The 19199-nt window shown below is 75.4% G+C and carries 16 protein-coding genes and 1 tRNA gene; 9 read left to right on the top strand and 8 right to left on the bottom strand.

Features of this window, described 5'->3' with window-relative positions:
- Positions 1–2: 2 nt before the first annotated feature.
- Positions 3–80 carry a DUF1059 domain-containing protein gene (locus tag HK417_RS26950; protein WP_222267847.1) on the bottom strand — a complete coding sequence of 26 codons (78 nt, stop codon included), beginning with the start codon at positions 78–80 and terminating at the stop codon, positions 3–5.
- 98 nt (positions 81–178) lie between these two features.
- Positions 179–1270 (bottom strand): EAL domain-containing protein, encoded by a 1092-nt coding sequence (locus HK417_RS14600; RefSeq protein ID WP_308123587.1) that lies wholly within the window; start codon positions 1268–1270, stop codon positions 179–181.
- A gap of 158 nt (positions 1271–1428) precedes the next feature.
- Between HK417_RS14600 and HK417_RS14595 the strand changes: the two genes are divergently transcribed.
- A complete protein-coding gene (locus tag HK417_RS14595) occupies positions 1429–4272 on the top strand; it encodes a SpoIIE family protein phosphatase (protein ID WP_308123586.1) in 2844 nt (947 codons plus the stop codon).
- A gap of 3 nt (positions 4273–4275) precedes the next feature.
- On the opposite strand, the gene HK417_RS14590 is transcribed toward HK417_RS14595, so the two are convergent.
- From HK417_RS14590 to HK417_RS14580, 3 genes are all read right to left on the bottom strand, one after another.
- Positions 4276–4962: a trimeric intracellular cation channel family protein gene (locus HK417_RS14590; protein WP_222267682.1), complete on the bottom strand. Its 687-nt coding sequence runs from the start codon at positions 4960–4962 to the stop codon at positions 4276–4278.
- 105 nt (positions 4963–5067) lie between these two features.
- Positions 5068–7077: an acyl-CoA dehydrogenase family protein gene (locus HK417_RS14585; RefSeq protein WP_222267680.1), complete on the bottom strand. Its 2010-nt coding sequence runs from the start codon at positions 7075–7077 to the stop codon at positions 5068–5070.
- The gene (locus tag HK417_RS14580) at positions 7074–7751 is read right to left on the bottom strand and encodes a TetR family transcriptional regulator (RefSeq protein ID WP_222267678.1); all 678 of its coding nucleotides are present in this window, start codon (positions 7749–7751) and stop codon (positions 7074–7076) included. The genes HK417_RS14585 and HK417_RS14580 overlap by 4 nt, the downstream gene beginning before the upstream one ends.
- A 99-nt stretch (positions 7752–7850) precedes the next feature.
- Between HK417_RS14580 and HK417_RS14575 the strand changes: the two genes are divergently transcribed.
- From HK417_RS14575 to HK417_RS14565, 3 genes are read left to right on the top strand one after another with little or no spacing between them, the layout of a single operon-like run.
- The gene (locus HK417_RS14575) at positions 7851–9134 is read left to right on the top strand and encodes an acetyl-CoA C-acetyltransferase (RefSeq protein ID WP_222267676.1); all 1284 of its coding nucleotides are present in this window, start codon (positions 7851–7853) and stop codon (positions 9132–9134) included.
- A 12-nt stretch (positions 9135–9146) separates the two neighbouring features.
- Positions 9147–10484, top strand: coding sequence for a 3-oxoacyl-ACP reductase (locus HK417_RS14570; protein ID WP_222267674.1), 1338 nt, complete (start codon positions 9147–9149; stop codon positions 10482–10484).
- Complete coding sequence (locus tag HK417_RS14565; RefSeq protein WP_222267672.1) at positions 10484–11341, top strand: MaoC/PaaZ C-terminal domain-containing protein; 858 nt, start codon at positions 10484–10486, stop codon at positions 11339–11341. Before HK417_RS14570 ends, HK417_RS14565 begins: the two co-directional genes overlap by 1 nt.
- Before the next feature lie 142 nt (positions 11342–11483).
- Here HK417_RS14565 and HK417_RS14560 read toward each other — a convergent pair whose 3' ends face one another.
- On the bottom strand, positions 11484–12440 hold the full coding sequence (locus HK417_RS14560) for a UDP-glucuronic acid decarboxylase family protein (RefSeq protein ID WP_308123585.1): 957 nt from the start codon (positions 12438–12440) through the stop codon (positions 11484–11486).
- A gap of 193 nt (positions 12441–12633) precedes the next feature.
- Here HK417_RS14560 and HK417_RS14555 point away from each other — a divergent pair, with 193 nt between their 5' ends.
- On the top strand, positions 12634–13380 hold the full coding sequence (locus HK417_RS14555) for a class E sortase (RefSeq protein ID WP_222267668.1): 747 nt from the start codon (positions 12634–12636) through the stop codon (positions 13378–13380).
- Between the two features lie 8 nt (positions 13381–13388).
- Positions 13389–13547 (top strand): hypothetical protein, encoded by a 159-nt coding sequence (locus HK417_RS14550; RefSeq protein ID WP_222267666.1) that lies wholly within the window; start codon positions 13389–13391, stop codon positions 13545–13547.
- Here the strand turns inward: HK417_RS14550 and HK417_RS14545 are convergent, their stop codons facing one another.
- Complete coding sequence (locus HK417_RS14545) at positions 13548–14684, bottom strand: CaiB/BaiF CoA transferase family protein (RefSeq protein ID WP_222267664.1); 1137 nt, start codon at positions 14682–14684, stop codon at positions 13548–13550.
- A 17-nt stretch (positions 14685–14701) separates the two neighbouring features.
- Positions 14702–16495 carry a helicase-related protein gene (locus HK417_RS14540; RefSeq protein ID WP_222267662.1) on the bottom strand — a complete coding sequence of 598 codons (1794 nt, stop codon included), beginning with the start codon at positions 16493–16495 and terminating at the stop codon, positions 14702–14704.
- A 243-nt stretch (positions 16496–16738) separates the two neighbouring features.
- Here HK417_RS14540 and HK417_RS14535 point away from each other — a divergent pair.
- From HK417_RS14535 to HK417_RS14525, 3 genes are all read left to right on the top strand, one after another.
- A tRNA-Ser gene (locus HK417_RS14535) sits at positions 16739–16825 on the top strand.
- A 328-nt stretch (positions 16826–17153) separates the two neighbouring features.
- Positions 17154–17978 carry a hypothetical protein gene (locus tag HK417_RS14530; protein ID WP_222267841.1) on the top strand — a complete coding sequence of 275 codons (825 nt, stop codon included), beginning with the start codon at positions 17154–17156 and terminating at the stop codon, positions 17976–17978.
- A gap of 99 nt (positions 17979–18077) precedes the next feature.
- Positions 18078–19127 (top strand): GGDEF domain-containing protein, encoded by a 1050-nt coding sequence (locus HK417_RS14525; RefSeq protein ID WP_261326742.1) that lies wholly within the window; start codon positions 18078–18080, stop codon positions 19125–19127.
- Positions 19128–19199 lie beyond the last annotated feature (72 nt).

Here is a 19199-nt window from a genome sequence, read left to right as displayed (position 1 = left end):
CCTCAGCTCGGCCCCTCCGCAGGGGCCGTGACGCTGAAGGTGCAGCCGGGAACGACGTCCCCGCAGGCGAACGCCCGCATCGCGGCTCCTGCGTGCTCCTGGGGTGCTCGGCTCCCGGTCCGCCGGGCGGCGGCCGGGGTGGTGCGTTGCCGGGGGCGGGATCAGGGCCCCCGGGAGGTCAGCGGCTCGCCGCGGCGGAGGCGAGGTCCTCGACGCGCAGCAGCCCCAGGACGGCGCCGCCGCGGTCGGTGCAGATCACCGGGTCGAAGCGGTGCACCGGCGGGCGGGTCAGCGCCCGCTGCAGGGTCCCGGCCACGTCCGCGGACGGGTGCACCGTCAGCGAGACGGGAGCGCGGTACGGCGCGCCGGTGCGCGGGTCGGTGAGCACGAGCTCCACCGGGACGCCGAAGGGGTCCAGGAGCACGTACGGCGCCGGGACGGCGTCGTCCTCGTCGCTCTCCCGCCGGCGGACGGGGCGGAGCAGGCTGGTGACGCTGTCGGTGAGCTGCGCCCGGGCGACGTGGCTGCGCACCAGCGCGGCGACCTCGGGGGTGAGCTCGGCGAAGTGCGGGGTGGGGCGGCCGAGCAGCCACCCCTGCGCCAGGGGCACGCCGAGCCGGGCGAACACGGCGAGCTCGGCGGCGGTCTCGATGCCGTCGGCCAGCAGCCAGGCGTCGATCCGGCTGGTGAAGCTGCCGACCATCTCCACCAGCGCGGCCTTGACTGGGTCGGTGTCCGCGCCGGCGACCAGTGCGCGGTCCAGCGTGACCAGCTGCGGCCGCACCTCGGCCAGCTGCTGGAGCCCGGCGAGGCCGGTCCCGGCGTCGTCGATGGCGATCAGCGCGCCCCGGCTGCGCAGCGCCGCGGTCTGCGTGCGCAGCGCGTCGAGGTCCGGGGTGGGCAGGTGCTCGGTCAGCGCGACGACGACCCGGCGCAGCGTCGCCGGCTCGGCGAACGCGGCGGCCACGGGGACGCTGCCGAGCAGGTTAGGGCGGACGGTCACGGTCAGGAAGGTGTGGGGCGGCAGGTCCGGCAGCGCGGCGAGCGCCTTGCGCAGCGCCAGCGCCTGGAGCTCCGCGCCGAGCCCTGCCTCCGCGGCGGCGGCGAACCACACGTCGGGTGCGGCGGTGCCCGGGAAGCGGGCCTGTGCCTCGTAGCCGGCGACGGTGGCCGAGGCCAGGTCGACGATGGGCTGGAAGACGACGGTCAGGTCGTCCTCCCCGGCCAGCAGCGGCCGGCAGTCCCCGTGCTTCGGCATGGTCGCGGTCACGGTCCGGGGATCGACCCCGGCGGGCGGCTGCTTGACCGGACCCACCCGGTGGGGGGAGGCCCGGCGCCGGCGGCGGCCCGCGCCGTCCGCTCGACCGCGTGCCACTATCGGGCGCCCGCGCCGGTGCCCCGGGGAGCGGAGACAGGGGGAGGTCTGCCGTGCTGCCGCAGCAGGTGTCGGCGGACGTCGACCCGCTGACCGATCCGCACCGCATCGCCGCCGCCCGCCGGTTGATGGAGGAGGTGGCCGGGCCCGCCGTCTTCGACCGGCTGTCCGGCCTCGCCGCCCGGCTGGTGGGTGTCGGCCATGCCAAGGTCACCCTCTTCCCCGACCAGGACACCGTCGTGGGCGGGCACGGGCTGCCCGCCGGCGCCGTGGGGGGCCGGGCGCTGCTGACCGGGGCGTTCTCGGCGCTGACCGTCCGGCGGGGAGCGTCGCTGGACGTGCCGGACGCCGCCGCGGACCCGCGGGTGGCCGACCTGCCCGCCGTCGTCTCCGGCCAGGTCGGGTCCTACCTCGGCGCGCCGCTGGTGGCTGCGTCGGGGCACGTCGTCGGGGTCCTGGCGGTGTACGACCCGCACCCGCGGGCCTGGTCCGACGACGACGCCGCGCTGCTGGAGCAGCTGTCCGCCTCGGTGGTCGCCGAGCTGGAGCTGGCCGCGGCCCGCTCGGCGGTCGGCACCTCACGGGCCCGGCTGGACGTGGCCCTGGAGGCCGGGTCGGTCGGCATCTGGGAGCAGGACCTGCGCACCGGCACCGTCTTCTGGGACGAGCGCTGCGCGGCCATCTTCGGCTTCGAGCACGCCGTCGAGGTGTCGTCGGTGGACGAGATGATGGCGCAGCGCATCCACCCCGACGACCACGCCGCGGTGCGGGAGGCCATGCGGGTCGCGATGGCCGGCCGCGGCGAGTACGTGGTCGAGACGCGGGTGCTGCGGACCGACGGGGCGGTGCGGTGGACCGTCTCGCGCGGCCGGGTGGGGCGCAACGCGCACGGCGAGCCCGTCCGCGTGCTCGGCACCACCGTCGACGTCACCGACGCCCGGGAGCAAGCCGAGGCCCGCCTGGCGGCGGTGCAGCGCGCCGCCGCGATCGCCGAGGTGGCCGCGGAGCTGGCCAACGCCACCCGGATGCAGCAGCTGGCCGCCGTCGGGCTGCGCGGCTGCGCGACCGTCCTCGGCGCCGACGCGACCGCGATCGCCGTCCTCGACCCGGCGGACGGGACGCTGCGGCTGCACATGACCCGCTCGCTCGTCGACGCCGTCGAGGCCGGGGCGGACGTCGCGCTGCCCGCCGAGGGCGTCGAGCTCCCGCTCGACGACGCCCTCCCCGCCCAGTACGTCGCGCGGCACGGCGAGCCGGTGCTGCTGGCCGACCGGGCGGAGGCGGTCGCCCGCTTCCCGCGGATGGCCGAGGTGGGCGACCTGGTGGGCGTGCAGGCGCTGGCCGCCCTGCCGTTGCGGCTGGAGGGCCGGCTGCTGGGCAGCTTCGTCGCGGCCTGGCGGCACGAGCACCGGGTCGGGGAGGACGACGTGGCCCTGCTGGAGGCGCTGGCCGCGCAGCTGGCGCTGAGCGTCTCACGGCTGCGGGCGGACGCCGAGCGGGACGCCGCGGTGGCCGAGATGCGGGCGGCCAACGCGCGGCTGGAGCTGCTCGCCGAGGCCGGTGAGGTGTTCGCCGGGACCCTGGACATCACCGAGCAGCTGCAGCGGCTGGCCGAGCTGGTGGTGCCGGCGCTCGGTGACTGGTGCTGGGTCGTCGCCGCCGACGAGCACGGCCGCATGCGCGAGCTCGCCTCCGCGCACCGCGACCCGGCCCGCACGGGGGAGCTGAGCGCCTACGTCCGCGCCATGGTCGCCAGCATGCGGGAGGGCGCCGCGGCCCGCGTGGTCGTCCGCACCGGGCGGCCCGTGGTGGTCCCGCGGCTGGACGACGAGTACGTCCACCGGGTGCTGGGCGACCCGGCTGCCCGGGCCGCGCTCCGCGCGCTCGCGCCGGACTCCGGCGTCGCCGTCCCCCTGGTCTCGCGCGGGAGGACCCTCGGCGCGCTGGGGCTGTTCGCCGACGCGAGCCGGGGGCCGCTCAGCGAGGTGGCGCTGGAGACCGCGCTGGAGATCGGCCGCCGGGCCGGCGCCGCCGCCGCGCAGGCCCGGCTGTTCGGCCAGCAGCGGCAGCTGGCCGAGACGCTGCAGCGCAGCCTGCTCACCGCGCCGCCGGCACCGGACCACTGCGAGATCGTCGTCCGGTACGTCCCGGCGGCGGCCGGGGCCGAGATCGGCGGCGACTGGTACGACGCGTTCGTCCAGCCCGACGGCGCCACCGTGCTGGTGATCGGGGACGTCGTCGGCCACGACAGCCGGGCCGCGGCGGCGATGGGCCAGCTCCGCGGGCTGCTGCGCGGCATCGGCCACCACACCGGGGGCACGCCCGCCGAGCTGCTCACGGGGCTGGACCAGGCCGGCGTCGGACTGGACCTGGACACCATGGCCACCGCCCTGGTGGCCCGGCTGGAGCAGGACGACCCGGAGCTGCGGTCCGGCCACACCCGGCTGCGCTGGTCGACCGCGGGCCACCCGCCGCCGGTGCTGATCGACGCGGACGGCCACGTGACCCTGCTCGACGACACACCCCCGGACCTGCTGCTCGGGGTGCTGCCGACGACCCCGCGCACCGACCACGTCGCCAGCGTCGACCGCGGCGGCACGCTGCTGCTCTACACCGACGGGCTGGTCGAGCGGCGGGACCGGGACCTCGACGCGGGGATCGCCGAGCTGCTCGACGTGCTCGACGGGCTCACCGGGCTGCCGCTGCAGGAGCTGTGCGATGCGCTGCTGGACCGGATGTACCTGCCCGACACCGAGGACGACGTGGCCCTGCTGGCGGTCCGGCTCCACCCGCAGGACCGGCCGCGCCCGCCCGAGGCCGGGCCGCAGCGGGTGCCACCGGGGATCGAGCCGGCGCCGGACGTCGTCGTCCAGCCGGAGGCCGCCGCGGACCGCTGACCGTCAGCGGCGCCGCCGGGTGCGCCGGACCAGCCGGCTGCGGGCCCGGGCGGGCAGGTCGAGGGCGACCGGCGCGTCCCAGCCGCGCCACACTGAGAGCAGCCGCAGCCCGGCGACCAGCACGATCACGATCGCGGCGACCGGCAGCGGCGGCATCCCCACCGGTCCGGCCAGGATGCTGAGCACCGTGGCGCCGATCAGCGCGGCGACCGCGTTGTAGGGTCCCGGCTGGATGATGTCCGCCCGCTGGGCGAGCAGCATGTCCCGGATGACCGCGCCGCCGACCGCGGTCACCGTGCCGATGAACACCACCGACGGGCTGGGCAGCCCGGCGAGCTGGGCCTTCTGCGCGCCGATCACGGTGAAGAAGCCGAGGGTGACCGCGTCGAGCGCCACCAGCAGGCCGGTGAGCCGGGACAGCCAGCCGGAGAAGTAGAAGGTGACCGCCGCCGTCACCGCGACGGTCGGCAGGTAGGCCTCGTTGGTCATCGCGACCGGCGGGCCCTGGGCGAGCAGGATGTCGCGGATCAGCCCGCCACCCAGCCCGCCGCTGACCGCGAGCAGCAGCACGCCGGAGACAGCGAAGCCCTCCCGGGCCGCGAGCAGCCCGCCGGTCAGTGCCCCGATCACGATCGCCGCGAGGTCGACCGCCGCCGGCACGTACAAGGCCTCGGCCGCGATCAGGTCCATGGCGTCGATTGTCACCCCGCCCCCATCCCGTTGATCATCGGCGTCTGGCTGCTCGACACGCCGAGCGGGCCAGTCGTTCGCCGATGGTCAACGGGGAGTGGGGGATCAGCCGGCGGCGGCCAGCTCCCGGTCGATCGCCCGGAGCGCGGCGTCGTGCTCGGCCATGGCCCGCTGCCGGCCCTCCTCCTCGCGCAGGATCGCGCAGTTGAGCCAGGCGTCGGGGATGGCGAACGCGTCGACCAGCGTGCGCATGTGCGGCCGCAGCTCCTTGAGCAGGTCGTTGACCGCCCCGGTGAGCGCCTTGGCCCGGGTCGGGGTGAGCCGCCCGTGCTCGAGGAACCAGCCCTTGCCGGCCTCGATCGTGCTCAGCGCGTACAGGTCGCAGACCCGGTCCAGCAGTGCCCGTGCGGCCGGGTCGGTGGTCCGCTCGATGCCGGCGACGAACGCCTCCAGCACCACCCGGTCGATGTGCGCCGTCGCCGTCTTCAGGACGTGGTCTTGGACGTCGTTGAAGACGTCGAACTGCCGCTCCCGCCGGCGGGCCGCGCTCCCGCGCAGTCGCCGGATGGCGCCGTCGAGGACGTGCTTCTCGCGGTCCTCCAGCGCCTTCAGCTGCCAGCCGCGGTCGGTGAAGGGCACGTCGTCGTCCCGGCCGGGGACGGCGTCGACCAGCCGCTGGATCAGCGAGCGGGCCGCGGTGCGCTCCAGCACGGTCTCGCGCACCTGCTCGGCCACGAACGCCGCGCGGCCCCAGCCGTCCAGCGAGCCGAAGGCGTCCCGGTACCCGGTGAGCAGCCCCTTGGCCACCAGCTGCAGCAGCACGGTGTTGTCGCCCTCGAACGTGGTGAACACGTCGGTGTCGGCCTTGAGCGCCGGCAGCCGGTTCTCCGCGAGGTAGCCCGCGCCGCCGCAGGCCTCGCGGCAGGTCTGGATGGTCTGCGTGGCGTGCCAGGTCTGCACCGCCTTGAGCCCGGCGGCCCGCGACTCCAGCTCCCGCTGCGCCTTCTCGTCATGGGTGTCGGCGGCCTGCACGTCGTGCATAGTGGAGACGAGCTCCTCCTGGGCGAACGTCAGCGCGTAGGTCCTGGCCAGCGCCGGCAGCAGCTTGCGCTGGTGCACGAGGTAGTCGTTGACGACCACCTCGCGGTCCTCGCCGGGGGTGCCGAACTGCCGGCGGACGTCGCCGTAGCGGACGGCGATCTCCAGTGCGGTCTTGGTCGCCGAGGAGGCCGAGCCGCCGACGCTGACCCGCCCGCGCACCAGGGTGCCGAGCATGGTGAAGAAGCGGCGGGTCTCGTTCTCGATGCCGGACGTGTAGGTGCCGTCCGGGGCGACCTGGCCGTACCGGTCGAGCAGCATCTCCCGCGGCACGGTCACGTGGTCGAAGGTCAGCCGCCCGTTGTCGACGCCGAGCAGCCCGGCCTTGGGGCCGTCGTCGCCGATGGTGACGCCGGGCATCGGGTCGCTGTGCTCGTCGCGGATGGGCACCAGCCAGGCGTGCACGCCGTGCCCCTTCCCGCCGCTGATCAGCTGGGCGAAGACGACCGCCATCCGGCCGTCCTGGGCCGCGTTGCCGATGTAGTCCTTGCGGGCGGCCTCGTGCGGAGTGTGCAGGTCGAATGTCTGTGACGCGGGGTCGTAGGTGCACGTCGTCCGCAGCTGGTGGACGTCGGACCCGTGCCCGGTCTCGGTCATCGCGAAGCAGCCCGGCAGGGCGAAGCTGATGATGTCGGGCAGGAACGCCGCGTGGTGCCGCTCCGTGCCGAGTGCCTGCACGGCGCCGCCGAACAGGCCCCACTGCACGCCGGCCTTGACCATCAGCGACAGGTCGGCGAAGGCCAGCATCTCCACCGCGACCACCGATCCGCCGTGGTCGCCGTCGCCGCCGTACTCGACCGGGAAGCCCAGCGCGACCCGCCCGGTGGTGGCGAGCTGGGCGGTCAGCCGGGTGATCCGCGCCCGCGCCTCGGCCATCGACTCCCCGTACACCGGGGCGTACGCGGCGTCGCCCAGCTGCTCGCGGGCGGCGCGGCGCACGTGTGCCCAGCGGCCGTCGAGGACCTCGGTGAGCCGGGCGGGGTCGACCGGCGTCAAGGGGGCGGGGGTGCTCGTCATGCGTCCTCCATCGGTAGCGCGGGAGCAGGGGTCGAGGCAGTCGGGGTCACCACGCCGCGCAACCCGGCCCAGGCCAGGTCGGTGAGGTGGACGGCGAGCTGGTCGCGGGGCATCGGCCGGTCGGCGCGCAGCCACCAGTCGCCGGCGGCGCGGACCAGGCCGATGACGCCGTGCCCCCAGGGGGCAGCGGCCGCGGTGTCCTCCCCGGCGCGGGTCAGCGCCGCGGCGACGAGTGCGCCGACCTCGTCGCCGATCAGGTCGGAGAGGCTGCTGATCGGGTCGGCGTCGATCGGCCGGTCGACGAGCGTGTGGCCGACGACGAACCGGTACAGCTCCGGGTCGGCCTCGATGAAGGCCAGGTAGGTCTCGACGGCGGCCGACACCATCTGCCGCGGGTGCTCGCTGCTGCCCATGGCGTCGCGCAGCTTGCGGACCAGCTGCCCGGCGACCCGGGCGCAGACGGCGACGTACAGCTCGCTGCGGTCGGCGAAGTGCCGGTAGACGACGGCCTTGCTGGTCCCCGCCTCGGCGGCGATCTCGTCCATGCCGACGCCGGCGCCGTGCCGGCCGACCGCGGCCAGCGTCGCCTCCACCAGCTGTTCCCGGCGGGCGCGGCGGTGCTCGTCCCACCGCGAGTCCCGTCGGTCGCGGCGACCCGGCTCCTCCGTGTTCACGGGACCGACGGTACTTGATACTGTCGGTACCAGACAGTGACTCACCCCCCCCCCGGGGCAGAAGTGGCCACTTCTGCCCCCACGTTCCGGAGGTCCCGCATGCCCGCGCAGTTCCGCAAGGCCGCGATCGTGGGCGGTAACCGCATCCCCTTCGCCCGCGCAAACGGCGCCTACGCCCGGGCGGGCAACCAGGACATGCTCACCGCCACGCTGGACGGCCTGGTGGCCCGCTTCGGACTGCAGGGCCAGACGGTCGGCGAGGTCGCGGCGGGGGCCGTCCTCAAGCACTCCCGTGACTTCAACCTGACCCGCGAGTCGGTCCTCGGTTCCCGGCTGTCGGCCGCCACCCCGTCCTACGACGTCCAGCAGGCGTGCGGCACCGGGCTCGAGACGGCGGTCCTCGTCGCCAACAAGATCGCGCTGGGGCAGATCGAGTGCGGCATCGCCGGCGGCGTGGACACCGCCTCGGACGCGCCGATCGCGGTGAACGAGGACCTGCGGCGCATGCTGATCAGCCTCGGCAGCGCGAAGACCGTGCAGCAGCGGCTGAAGGCGCTCTCCGGGATCCGCCCCGGCCAACTGCTGCCCGAGGTCCCGCGCAACGTGGAGCCGCGCACCGGCCTGTCCATGGGCGAGCACGCCGCGATCACCGCGCGCGAGTGGGAGATCGGCCGCGAGGAGCAGGACCAGCTCGCCCTGCGCTCGCACCAGAACCTGGCCGCCGCCTACGACCGCGGCTTCTTCGACGACCTGGTGACGCCGTTCCTCGGCCTCACGCGGGACGACAACCTGCGGCCGGACACCTCGCTGGAGAAGCTGGCGACCCTCCGGCCGGTCTTCGGCGCGGGGGAGTCCGCCACGATGACGGCGGGCAACTCCACCCCGCTGACGGACGGGGCCTCCGCCGTCCTGCTGGCCTCCGACGAGTGGGCCGCCGCGCACGACCTGCCGGTGCTCGCCCACCTGGTCGACGCGCAGACCGCCGCGGTCGACCACGTGCACGGCGGCGAGGGGCTGCTGATGGCCCCGGTCCACGCCGTTCCGGTGCTGCTGGCCCGCAACGGCCTGACCCTGCAGGACTTCGACTTCTACGAGGTCCACGAGGCGTTCGCGTCGACCGTGCTCGCCACGCTCAGGGCCTGGGAGAACCCGGGCTACTGCAAGGAGCGGCTGGGTCTGGACACACCGCTGGGCCCGATCGACCGGTCGCGGCTGAACGTCCACGGCTCGTCGCTGGCGACCGGGCACCCGTTCGCCGCGACCGGCGGCCGGATCGTCGCCACGCTGGCGAAGACGCTGTCCGAGGCGGGCCCGGGCAAGCGCGGCCTGATCTCCGTCTGCGCGGCCGGCGGCCAGGGTGTCGTCGCTGTCCTCGAGTCCTGAGGAGGACCACCGATGAGCGACTGGTACCGCGACTTCGCCAACTCCGGGCTCGGCACGACCATCACCCGGCAGCTCGGCCTGCCCCGGCCTGCGGTGCTCCGCCGGTACGAGCCGGGGCAGCCGCTGCTGACCGGCCCGGGGCTGGTCGGGGCGGCCGGGGAGGGCCGGCTCCGGGACGTCGTGTCCGGGGTCCTGGCCGCCGCCGGGGTCCGGGTGGACGGCGGAACGGACGACGAGCGGCTGTCCGCCGTCGTGCTGGACGCCACCGGCCTGACCGGCCCGGCCCAGCTGGCCGCCGTGCACGAGCTGCTCGCCCCCGCGGTGCGGCGGCTCGGTCCCAGCGCCCGGGTGCTCGTGCTGGCCGAGCCGCCGGCCGACGCTCCCACGGTCGCCCAGGCGGCGGCCCGGCAGGCGCTGGAGGGACTGGTCCGTTCGGTCGCCAAGGAGCTGCGCAACGGCGCGACGGCGAACCTCGTGCTCGTGCCGTCCGACGCGGAGGCCGCCCTGGCGAGCCCGCTGCGGTTCTTCCTCTCCGGCCGCTCGGCGTACGTCGACGGGCAGGTGCTCACCCTCGCGGCGGCGGAGGTGCCGGCCGGCGACGACCCCGACCGCCCGCTCGTCGGGAAGGTCGCGGTGGTCACCGGCGCGGCACGGGGCATCGGCGCCGCGATCGCCCGGGTCATGGCCCGGGACGGCGCGCACGTGGTCGCGGTCGACGTCCCGGCGGCGGGCGAGTCGCTGGCGCAGGTGGCCAACGCGGTCGGCGGGACGGCGGTGGCCCTGGACCTCACCGCCCCGGACGCCGGTCCGCGGCTGGCGCGGCAGCTGCAGGCCCGGCACGGCGGCCTGGACGTCGTCGTCCACAACGCCGGCATCACCCGGGACAAGCTGCTGGTCAACATGGACGCCGACCGCTGGAACGCGGTGATGGCGGTCAACCTGCAGGCGCAGCTGGACGTCACGCAGGCCCTGCTGGACGCGGACGGGGTGCTGCGGCCCGGCGCCCGGGTGGTCAGCGTGAGCTCGCAGTCGGGGATCGCCGGCAACCGCGGGCAGACAAACTACGCGGCGAGCAAGGCCGGGATCATCGGGATGGTCCGCGCCTGGGCGCCGGAGTTCGCAGCCCGCGGTGCCACGATCAACGCGGTGGCACCCGGCTTCATCGTCACGGAGATGACCGCGACGATGCCGCTGGGCACCCGGGAGGTCGGCTCCCGGATCAACTCGCTGCAGCAGGGAGGCCTGCCGGTGGACGTCGCCGAGACGATCGCCTGGCTCGCGCAGCCGGGCAGCGCGGGGGTCAACGGTCAGGTCGTGCGGGTGTGCGGCCAGTCGGTGCTGGGGGCGTGATGGTGCGGACCGTCCTGTCCGAGACGCCGGCGCTGCCGGCGCTCTTCGCCCGGGCCACCCTCAGCGCGCGCGGCCGGGGCGGCGACCTGCCCGACACCCGGCTGGCCCGCGAGGGCGTCGTCGCAGACCCGGCGCAGCTGGCCGGCTACGCCCGGGTGTGCCGGTTCCCGCTGGGCGACACGCTGCCGGTGACGTTCCCGCACCTGCTGGCCTTCCCGCTGCAGGTCGCGCTGATGGCCGACCGCGCGTTCCCGCTGGCGCTGCCCGGGCTGGTGCACGTGCGCAACCGGATCGAGGCCGTGCGGTCGATCGGGGTGGGGGAGGCGCTGGACCTGGAGGTGTGGGCCGAGCGGTTCGCCCGGCACCGCGGCGGCGCGACCGTCGACCTCCGCGCATCGGTGTCGGCCGGGGGCGAGGAGGTCTGGCGCGGCCGCTCCACCTACCTGGCGCGCGGCGCGCAGGCGCCGGAGGGCGCGCCGGACGCCGACGTCGACGTCGAGGTCGGCGTGCTCGACCGGATCGCCGCGCAGTGGCAGGTCCACGACGACGCCGGACGGCGCTACGCCAAGGTCTCCGGGGACGTGAACCCGATCCACCTGTCCGGGCTGACCGCCAAGGCGTTCGGCTTCAAGCGGGCGATCGCGCACGGCATGTGGGTCAAGGCGCGGGCGCTCGCGGCGCTGTCCGGCCGGCTGCCGGACGCGGTCGACGTGGACGTCGCCTTCCGCAAGCCCCTGCTGCTGCCGTCGACGGTCCTGCTGGCCACCGAGCAGGTCGAAGGTGGATGGGACCTCGCCGTCCGCAACGCGTCGGCCGGCACCGAGCACCTGCTGGGGACGGTCCGGGCGCGCCGCTGACCGTCAGCTGCCCCAGTTGTCCCAGACCACCGTGTCCGGGCGCGGTCGGGGATCGGCCCTGACGTCGACCTCCGGGTGCTCGAGGACCCGAACGCGCTGGCATTCGTCACCCAGGCGCCGGAGGTGCTGAGGCCGGCGCCGGTCAGCCGAGGGCCTCGTCCTCCAGGTCCACTTGCCGGCGGAACCAGTCGATGGTCCGCCCGAGTCCGTCGTCGAGGTCGACCTCCGGCTCCCAGCCCAGCGCCCGGCGGGCCAGGGTGATGTCCGGCTGGCGTACCGTCGGGTCGTCCACCGGCCGGGGGACGAACGTGATGGGCGACCCCGATCCGGTCAGCGCCAGGACCCGCTCGGCCAGCTCGAGGACCGTGACCTCCCGGGGGTTGCCTATGTTCATCGGCCCGCTCTCCCCGGACAGCAGGAGACGGAGCAGGCCCTCGACGAGGTCGTCGACGTAGCAGACCGACCGGGTCTGGCTGCCGTCCCCGGCCACGGTCAGTGGCTCCCCGAGCAGGGCCTGCCGGATGAAGGTCGGGATGGCGCGCCCGTCGCGGGGGCGCATCCGCGGCCCGTAGGTGTTGAAGATCCGCACGATCGCGGTGTCCATCCCGTGCGTGGTCCGGTAGGCCGTGACCATCGCCTCGGCGAACCGCTTCGCCTCGTCGTAGACCCCCCGCGGCCCGACCGGGTTGACGTTGCCCCAGTAGGTCTCCGGCTGCGGGTGGACCAGCGGGTCCCCGTAGGTCTCCGAGGTGGACGCCAGCAGGAAGCGGGCGCCCTTCTCCTTGGCCAGGCCCAGCGAGTGCAGCGTGCCGATCGACCCGACCTTCAGCGTGTGGATCGGCAGTTCGGCGTAGTCGACGGGGGAGGCCGGGGAGGCGAAGTGCAGCACGTGGTCGACCGGGCCGGCTACGTGGACGTAGTCGGTCACGTCGGCGCGGACGAGCCGGAAACCGGGGTGTTCCAGCAGGTGCGCGACGTTGACCGGCGTCCCGGTGAGGAAGTTGTCGAGGCACAGCACCTCGATGTCGCAGGCCAAAAGTGCTTCGCACAGGTGCGAGCCGAGGAAACCGGCTCCGCCGGTCACGACGGCACGTGGCACGAGATCACCTCTTCGTCGAGGGCAGGACCGCGGCCGCGGTCCCAGGACTGGTCCGGGCGCGGACCGTAACAGGGCGCGCCGAGCCGCGGGGCGTCGGCGTCGCGTCCGAGGCCGGCGGGAGTTCTCGCCTAGCATCGCGACCGGCCCGCGGCACCGCCGACCGGACGGCCGGTCAGACCTCGGGGGACAGCAGATGGCACAGGCAGGCCGGACCCCGGCCGGGCTGTGGCGCGCCGTCGCCCGGGGGCTCGGCGAGCTGCTGGTGACGGCGGGGCTCGTCGTCCTGCTGTTCGTCGTCTACGAGGTCCACGTCACCGACCTGCTCAACGACCGCCGGCAGGCCGAGCTGGCCGAGGAGGTCGACGAGGCCTGGACCCGGCAGCCGGCCGGTGCCTCCGTGGAGCTGGTCGAGCCGCCGCTCGGAGAGCCGGTCGCGGTGCTGCGGATCCCCCGGCTGGGCGCGGACCACCAGCGGGTCGTCCTGCAGGGCACGTCCGAGGACCAGTTGTCCCAGGGGCCGGGGCACTACGTCGGCACCGCGCTGCCCGGGCAGCAGGGCAACCTCGCGATCGCCGGCCACCGGGTCGGCAAGGGGTCCCCGTTCCTCGACCTGGACCGGATGCGGCCGGGCGACCCGATCGTCGTGGAGACCGCGGGCAGCTGGTTCGTCTACCGGGTGCTCGGGAACCCGGCGAACGGGGACGTCGCCGACCCGAGCGGCGTCCCGGGCCTGCACGTCGTCCGCCCGGAGGAGGTCGGCGTCATCGCCCCCACCCCCGGCGCGCCCGGCACCGCCGCGTCCGGGGCGTACCTGACCCTGACCACCTGCCATCCGAGGTACTCCGCGCGTCAGCGCCTGGTCGTGCACGCCGTCCTCGACGGCACGGCGATCAGCAAGGCCGACGCGCCCGACGGCCCACCCGGGCTCACCGGAGGCTGAAGCACACCGTGTACGGCTGGATCTGGCGTCACCTGCCCGGCGGCCGGGCGAGCAGGACCGCGATCGCCCTCGTGCTGGTGCTCGCCGTCTGCGCGCTGCTGCTCCTCGTCGTCTTCCCGTGGGTCGAACCCCGGATGCCGTGGGGCGACGTCACCGTCGGCCGGTGATCAGCGCGCCTCGCTGACCGCCCCGCTCGCGAGGAGCGCGTCCACGTCGGGCACGCCCCAGTCGGTGAGCGCCTCCCGGGTGTGCCCACCCGGCTGCGCGGGCGGCCGGCCCAGGGCGCCGGGGGTGCGGGAGAAGCGGGGGGCCGGTGCGGGTTGCGGGACGCCGTCCTGCACGACGTAGGTCCCGCGGGCCCGCAGGTGCGGGTGCTCGTGCGCCTCGGCCCAGGTCAGCACCGGGGCCACGCAGGCGTCCGAGCCCTCGAACACCGCCGTCCACTCCGCACGGGTGCGCCGCCGGATCGTGCCGGCCAGCAGCGTCCGCAACGCCGGCCAGTTCGCCGGGTCGTCGCGGTCGGGGGCCTCCGCGGCGATCCCGAGCCGGTCGAGCAGCTGCGCGTAGAACTGCGGCTCCAGGGCCGCCACGGCGAGATGGCCGCCGTCCGCGGTCTCGTAGACGTCGTACCAGGGGGCGCCACCGTCCAGCAGGTTCACCCCCCGGCGGTCCTCCCACCGCCCGGCGGCGAGCATCCCGTGGAGCATGGTCGACAGGTGCGCCGTCCCGTCGACGATCGCCGCGTCGACGACCTGCCCGCGGCCGCTGACCCGGCTCTCCAGCAGCGCCGCCAGCACCCCGACGGCGAGGTACATCGCCCCACCGCCGAAGTCGCCGACCAGGTTGACCGGCACCTGCGGGGGCCCGTCGGCCCGGCCGACCGCGGCGAGCGCGCCGGTGACGGCGATGTAGCCGAGGTCGTGCCCGGCGGTGCAGGCCAGCGGGCCGTCCTGACCCCAGCCGGTCATCCGGCCGTAGACCAGTCGCTCGTTGCGGGCCAGGCAGGCGTCGGGACCGAGCCCCAGCCGCTCGGCCACCCCGGGCCGGAAGCCCTCGAGCAGCACATCGGCGCGCTCGGTGAGGGCCAGCACCGTGGCCACGCCGTCCGGGTGCTTGAGGTCGACGGCGACCGACCGGCGGCCGCGGGCGAGCAGGTCGAACTCGGCGGGGCCGAACGCCGACACCGCGCCGGGCCGGTCGATCCGCAGCACGTCGGCGCCGAGGTCGGCCAGCAGCATCGCCGTGAACGGGCCCGGTCCGATGCCGGCGAGCTCCACGATCCTCAGTCCCTGCAGCGGCCCCATGCGGTCACCCTGTCAGGTCAGCCCCGGCCGGTGCGGGTGGGGCGGCGGCCCGGCCGCGATCCCGAGCGGGAGGCCGGCCGGCCGCCGGGCCGGTGGTCGCGGGCGCCGCCGCGGTGGTCCCGGGCCGAGCCGGCAGGCCGGTGGCTGCACGGCTTGCAGGTGGTGAACCACGGGGCGATCGACGTCCCGCACTCCACGCACCTGCTGGAGCCGCTGACCGAGATGGCGTCGGGGAGCAGCTCGCTGATCGACTCGGCGCACTCCTCCTCGACCCAGGCGGCGTCCTCGCTGGTCAGCCCCGCGACGCCGGGAAACTGGCGGAGCAGAGTCTGCGCGTCCCGGGCCGCCGCGGCGGCCTGCTCGTAGTCCTCCACCGAGCCGCCGCGGGGGACGTCGGGCAGCACGGTCTCGGCGGCCACCGGCAGTCCCACCGCGTGCCGCAGCGCCGCGCGGGCGAGGGTGAGCCAGCGGATCCGCCGCGGCGGGTTGTAGTCGATCGCCAGGTTGACCAGCCGCCAGACGGTGCGCAGGTCACCGGCGGCACCGAGCGGGCCGCGCAGCAGCGGCAGCAGGGCGTGCACCCGTAGCACCAGGCTGGTGACGTCGTCGGCGGTCATCGCCTCGTCGCGGGTGGCGCGGCGGGCCCAGGTCATCCACCGGGTGAGCGCCTCGGGCAGGTCGACCGGCTCGAAGGCGCCGAGGTCCTCGAGCTCCGGGCGCAGCCGCGGCGCCCGCTTGGGCAGGTCGCTGAGCTCGTCGCCGCGGGCGACCGCGGCGCCCTCGCCCACCAGGCCGATCGCCGGCTTCAGCCCCGGGATGCCGGCCAGGACGCCGACCGTGCCGTGCCCGGTCAGGCCGTAGCGACCGGCGCGGCCGGCGATCTGCGCGGCCTCCCAGGTGCGCAGCGGGCGCACCTCCGAGCCGTCGAACTTCGTCGTCTCGGCGAAGAGCACCGTGGTGGCCGGCACGTTGATGCCGTGCCCGATGACGTCGGTGGTGACCAGGACGTCGAGCTCACCGGTCGTGAACCGCTCGATGACCTCGCGGCGGGTGGCCGGCGGCAGGGCGCCGTAGAGGACGCCCACCTTGCCGGGACGCTGCTGGTCGAGCTGGGCGGCGACGGCGTACACCGTCTTGCGGGAGAAGGCGACGACGAGCGTCTGCGGGCGGACGCCGGTGGGCTTCACCGGGACGCGCAGGACGTCGAGCCGCGACAGCCGCTTGTGGTTGACGACCTCGACGTGCTCGGCGTCGGCGACCAGCGGCTTGAGCAGCAGGTACGCCTCCGCCGCGGAGATGAGGTGCATCTCCCGGTACTCACCGGTCAGCAGCAGCCGGGCCCAGTGGTGCCCGCGGTCGGGGTCGGCGACCCAGTGGGACTCGTCGAGGACCAGGAGCTCGCCGCGCAGCGGGGCCTTCTCCACGGTGCAGCAGACGATCCGCGCGAGGGGGTTGATCTCCTCCTCGCCGGTGGACAGGCCGACCGTGCCCTCGGGCAGCTGGGCCGAGAGCTTGGCGTAGGCCTCGTGGGCGAGCTGACGCAGCGGCGCGGCGTAGACCCCCGAGCCGGTGGCGGCCAGCGCCTGCAGCGACTCGTAGGTCTTGCCGGAGTTGGTCGGGCCGAGGTGGAAGACCACCTGCTCGGGGCGGGAGGCCCGGGTCGGCAGGGTTGGGGCGGCGCCGTCCACCCAGATCTGCTGGGCGGTGCGCTCGTCGGAGGCCGACGTGCGGTCGGCCTCGCGGGCGGCGGCCTCCCGCACGGTGGTGCGCTCACGACGGCGGGCACCGGGGGACTGCTGGGGGGCGGTCACAGACAGGAGACGTCCTTCGATCGTTGATCGGGTTCGGCAGGTCGACGCGAACCCGTCGCGGACCTTCACGGGCTGCAACACTGCCAGGCCGCTGTCCATGCCCGGTCGGCGCGTCGGTCTCGGCACCCCCGGAGGGGTACCGAGCCCGGGCACGGGCTCGCCGTCCCCGGTCGGGGGCGGCGCGGTAGCGTCGGCGTCCCGAGCTCCTGGCCCCGCGGTTCCCGCATCGGCGAGGCGCTCGGAGGAGGGCTCGCCTAGTGGCCGATGGCGGCGGTCTTGAAAACCGCTATGGGGTAACACCCATCGTGGGTTCGAATCCCACGCCCTCCGCCGTCCTTCCGGGCGCGGCCACGCGCCGGCCCCGTGCCGGGACACGCCGCCCGGCCCTCCGCCGCCGAGGTGACCGCACCCGCGGACCGGTCGGTCACCGACGAAAGGCCAGGTCAGAAGGGGAATTCTCTGCGGCAAGTCGACAAGGCGCCGGCCCGGGGGTCGGTCACCGACCGCGCCGCGGGCCGGTCGCAACGATCCGGTGACGGCGAGATCGCGAGTGGTCCGGAACACGCGGCGCGGCGGGCGGCGAACCGTAATTTCTGCGCCAGCCCGCAGCACTTCCCCGGCTGCGGCGAATGGTGCTGAGGAGTCCTTTCCCGTGAACATGGGCGGAACGCTGGTGTGGCCGGCGGTGGCATTGCTGGGTTTTCTCGTCTTCACCGGGCTGGTGGTGGCCCTCGGGTCGAGCTCGACGGCCCGGTACGAGTTCGAGCGCAACCGGACGCGTGAGCCGCAGCGCTCGGCCTCGCCGCGCACCGACGCCCACCCGGCCGGGCGCCGGTCGGGGGCCGCTGGGGCCGGTGACGCCGGCACGCAGCCGCGGCCCCAGGCCGTGGGGCTCGCCGTCCGCCCCGCCCCGGCGCCGGGGCAGGCGAACGTGCCCGCCTGGTGGCTGGTCGACGGGTCGACGCAGGTGCTGGCCGGTCCGTTCGTCGACCGGCTCGACGCCGACTGGGCCGCCGTGACGGAGGGGCTGCCGGCCGTCGCCGTCTTCGGCGCCCGCCGTGCCGACGGCGCCGTCGCGGTCCGCCCCTCGCCGCAGGAGCTGGCCTGGCTCAGCGAGCTGGGCGAGCAGCTCGACCGGCTCCCGGAGGACTGGGACACGCTGCTGTCGGACACCGATCCGCTCACCACCCTCGTCGTTGAGGTCGCCGCCGCCCTCGTCGAGGCGGGCCTGCCGCTGAACGAGACCGCGTCCGGCCGCTCGGCCGGCGGGCTGTGCCTGATGCCCGCGCCCGGCCTGCACGGAGTCCTGGTGAGCTGGCGCCCGCACGACCGGATGAGCCTGGACCGCGTGCGCGGCGCCGGCGCCGACGCCGCTGTGCAGCGGCTGATGAACAGCGGCCTCACCGACGTCCTGGTCGAGCTGGGGTTCGAGGTGGAGACCTTCACCCCGACGGGGTGCCCGCTGGTGACCGGCCGGGGCTGACCGCCGCCGCCGGGTGCGCCGCGGAGCGCCTCACCCCTTCGGGTCCCCGCCAGGTCGATCGTGTGCAATCGGTACTCCGAGGCTGCCGATCTCCCGACCATGAGGGCACCGGAGTCGTTCAGGGCGCGTGATCCGCACGCGGCCGGCCGCACCGCGGTCCTCGTGCTGCTGGTCTGCGCCGTCACGCTGGTCGTCTTCTCGCTGTTCGGCCCGAACGCCGCCAGCACCGCCGGGCGGGTGTCGTCCTGGGCCTCGTCGGCCCTGCTCGGCCTGCTGGCCATCGTCTACCGGACGACGCCGGCCGAGCGGCTGGACCGCCGTGGCGGGTACGTGCTGATCGCGGTGCTCGGGGTGGTCCTCTGCTGCGGCATGAACTGGATCACCCGGGACCCCTCCGCCGGCGCCCAGGCCTTCCTCGCCTTCCCCGTCCTCTGGGCCGGGGTCAACCTGCACCGGCACGCCGTCGCCCTGGTCACCACGGTGGCCCTCGGCCTCGACGGGGTGGTCCTGTTCCACCTCGAGTCCGCCGGTGCCGCGATCAGCGACCTGAGCTTCTTCGGCGCCGTGATCGTGGCGATGGCCGCCATGCTGGTGCGCGCCGGCGACCGCCAGGAGCGGCTGGTCGCGATGCTGCACCGCCAGGCGACCGTCGACTCGCTCACCGGCCTGGTCAACCGCCGGGTGCTCGACGAGGCGCTGGCCGGCGCCCTGCACGCGTCGGCACACCCGGAGGGCACCGCGCTGGTGCTGCTGGACGTCGACTCCTTCAAGACGATCAACGACACCTACGGGCACCCGGTCGGCGACCACGCCCTCGTGCACGTGGCCGGGCTGCTGCGCTCGGTGGTGCGGTCCGGGGACGCCGTGCTCAGCCGGATGGGCGGCGACGAGCTCGCCGTCCTGCTGCCGCGGTGCCCGGCCGACGTCGCCGAGCGGCGCGCCACGGAACTGCTCGACGCCGTCCTCGCCACGCCCCTGGTGCTACCGGACGGCGGCCTGCTGGCCATCTCGGCCAGCCTCGGGGTCGCCCACGCGCCGTCGCACGCCCGCGGCCTGGAGGAGCTGTACGCCGCCGCCGACGGCGCGCTCTACGACGCGAAGCGCGGCGGTCGCGGCCGGGTGGCCGTCGCCGGCAGCCGGGTCGCCTAGCTGTTCTGTCCCGTCAGGTTGGTAACGCGGGCGGCGGGAGGGAGTCCGCCGAGTGCGGTGTGGCCGCGGTGA

The organism is Modestobacter marinus, from assembly GCF_019799945.1.
In the GTDB taxonomy this organism is placed as follows: domain Bacteria; phylum Actinomycetota; class Actinomycetes; order Mycobacteriales; family Geodermatophilaceae; genus Modestobacter; species Modestobacter marinus_B.
This window is presented reverse-complemented; position numbering and strand designations above follow the sequence as displayed.

Bases quoted from the DNA above. Each gene is read 5' to 3' on its own strand.
- HK417_RS14590 (WP_222267682.1), bottom strand. From the start codon at position 4,962: ATGGACCTGATCGCGGCCGAGGCCTTGTACGTGCCGGCGGCGGTCGAC.
- HK417_RS14545 (WP_222267664.1), bottom strand. From the start codon at position 14,684: ATGGGGCCGCTGCAGGGACTGAGGATCGTGGAGCTCGCCGGCATCGGA.
- HK417_RS14555 (WP_222267668.1), top strand. From the start codon at position 12,634: ATGGCACAGGCAGGCCGGACCCCGGCCGGGCTGTGGCGCGCCGTCGCC.
- HK417_RS14570 (WP_222267674.1), top strand. From the start codon at position 9,147: ATGAGCGACTGGTACCGCGACTTCGCCAACTCCGGGCTCGGCACGACC.
- HK417_RS26950 (WP_222267847.1), bottom strand. From the start codon at position 80: ATGCGGGCGTTCGCCTGCGGGGACGTCGTTCCCGGCTGCACCTTCAGC.
- HK417_RS14565 (WP_222267672.1), top strand. From the start codon at position 10,484: ATGGTGCGGACCGTCCTGTCCGAGACGCCGGCGCTGCCGGCGCTCTTC.
- HK417_RS14585 (WP_222267680.1), bottom strand. From the start codon at position 7,077: ATGACGAGCACCCCCGCCCCCTTGACGCCGGTCGACCCCGCCCGGCTC.
- HK417_RS14575 (WP_222267676.1), top strand. From the start codon at position 7,851: ATGCCCGCGCAGTTCCGCAAGGCCGCGATCGTGGGCGGTAACCGCATC.
- HK417_RS14530 (WP_222267841.1), top strand. From the start codon at position 17,154: ATGGGCGGAACGCTGGTGTGGCCGGCGGTGGCATTGCTGGGTTTTCTC.
- HK417_RS14525 (WP_261326742.1), top strand. From the start codon at position 18,078: ATGAGGGCACCGGAGTCGTTCAGGGCGCGTGATCCGCACGCGGCCGGC.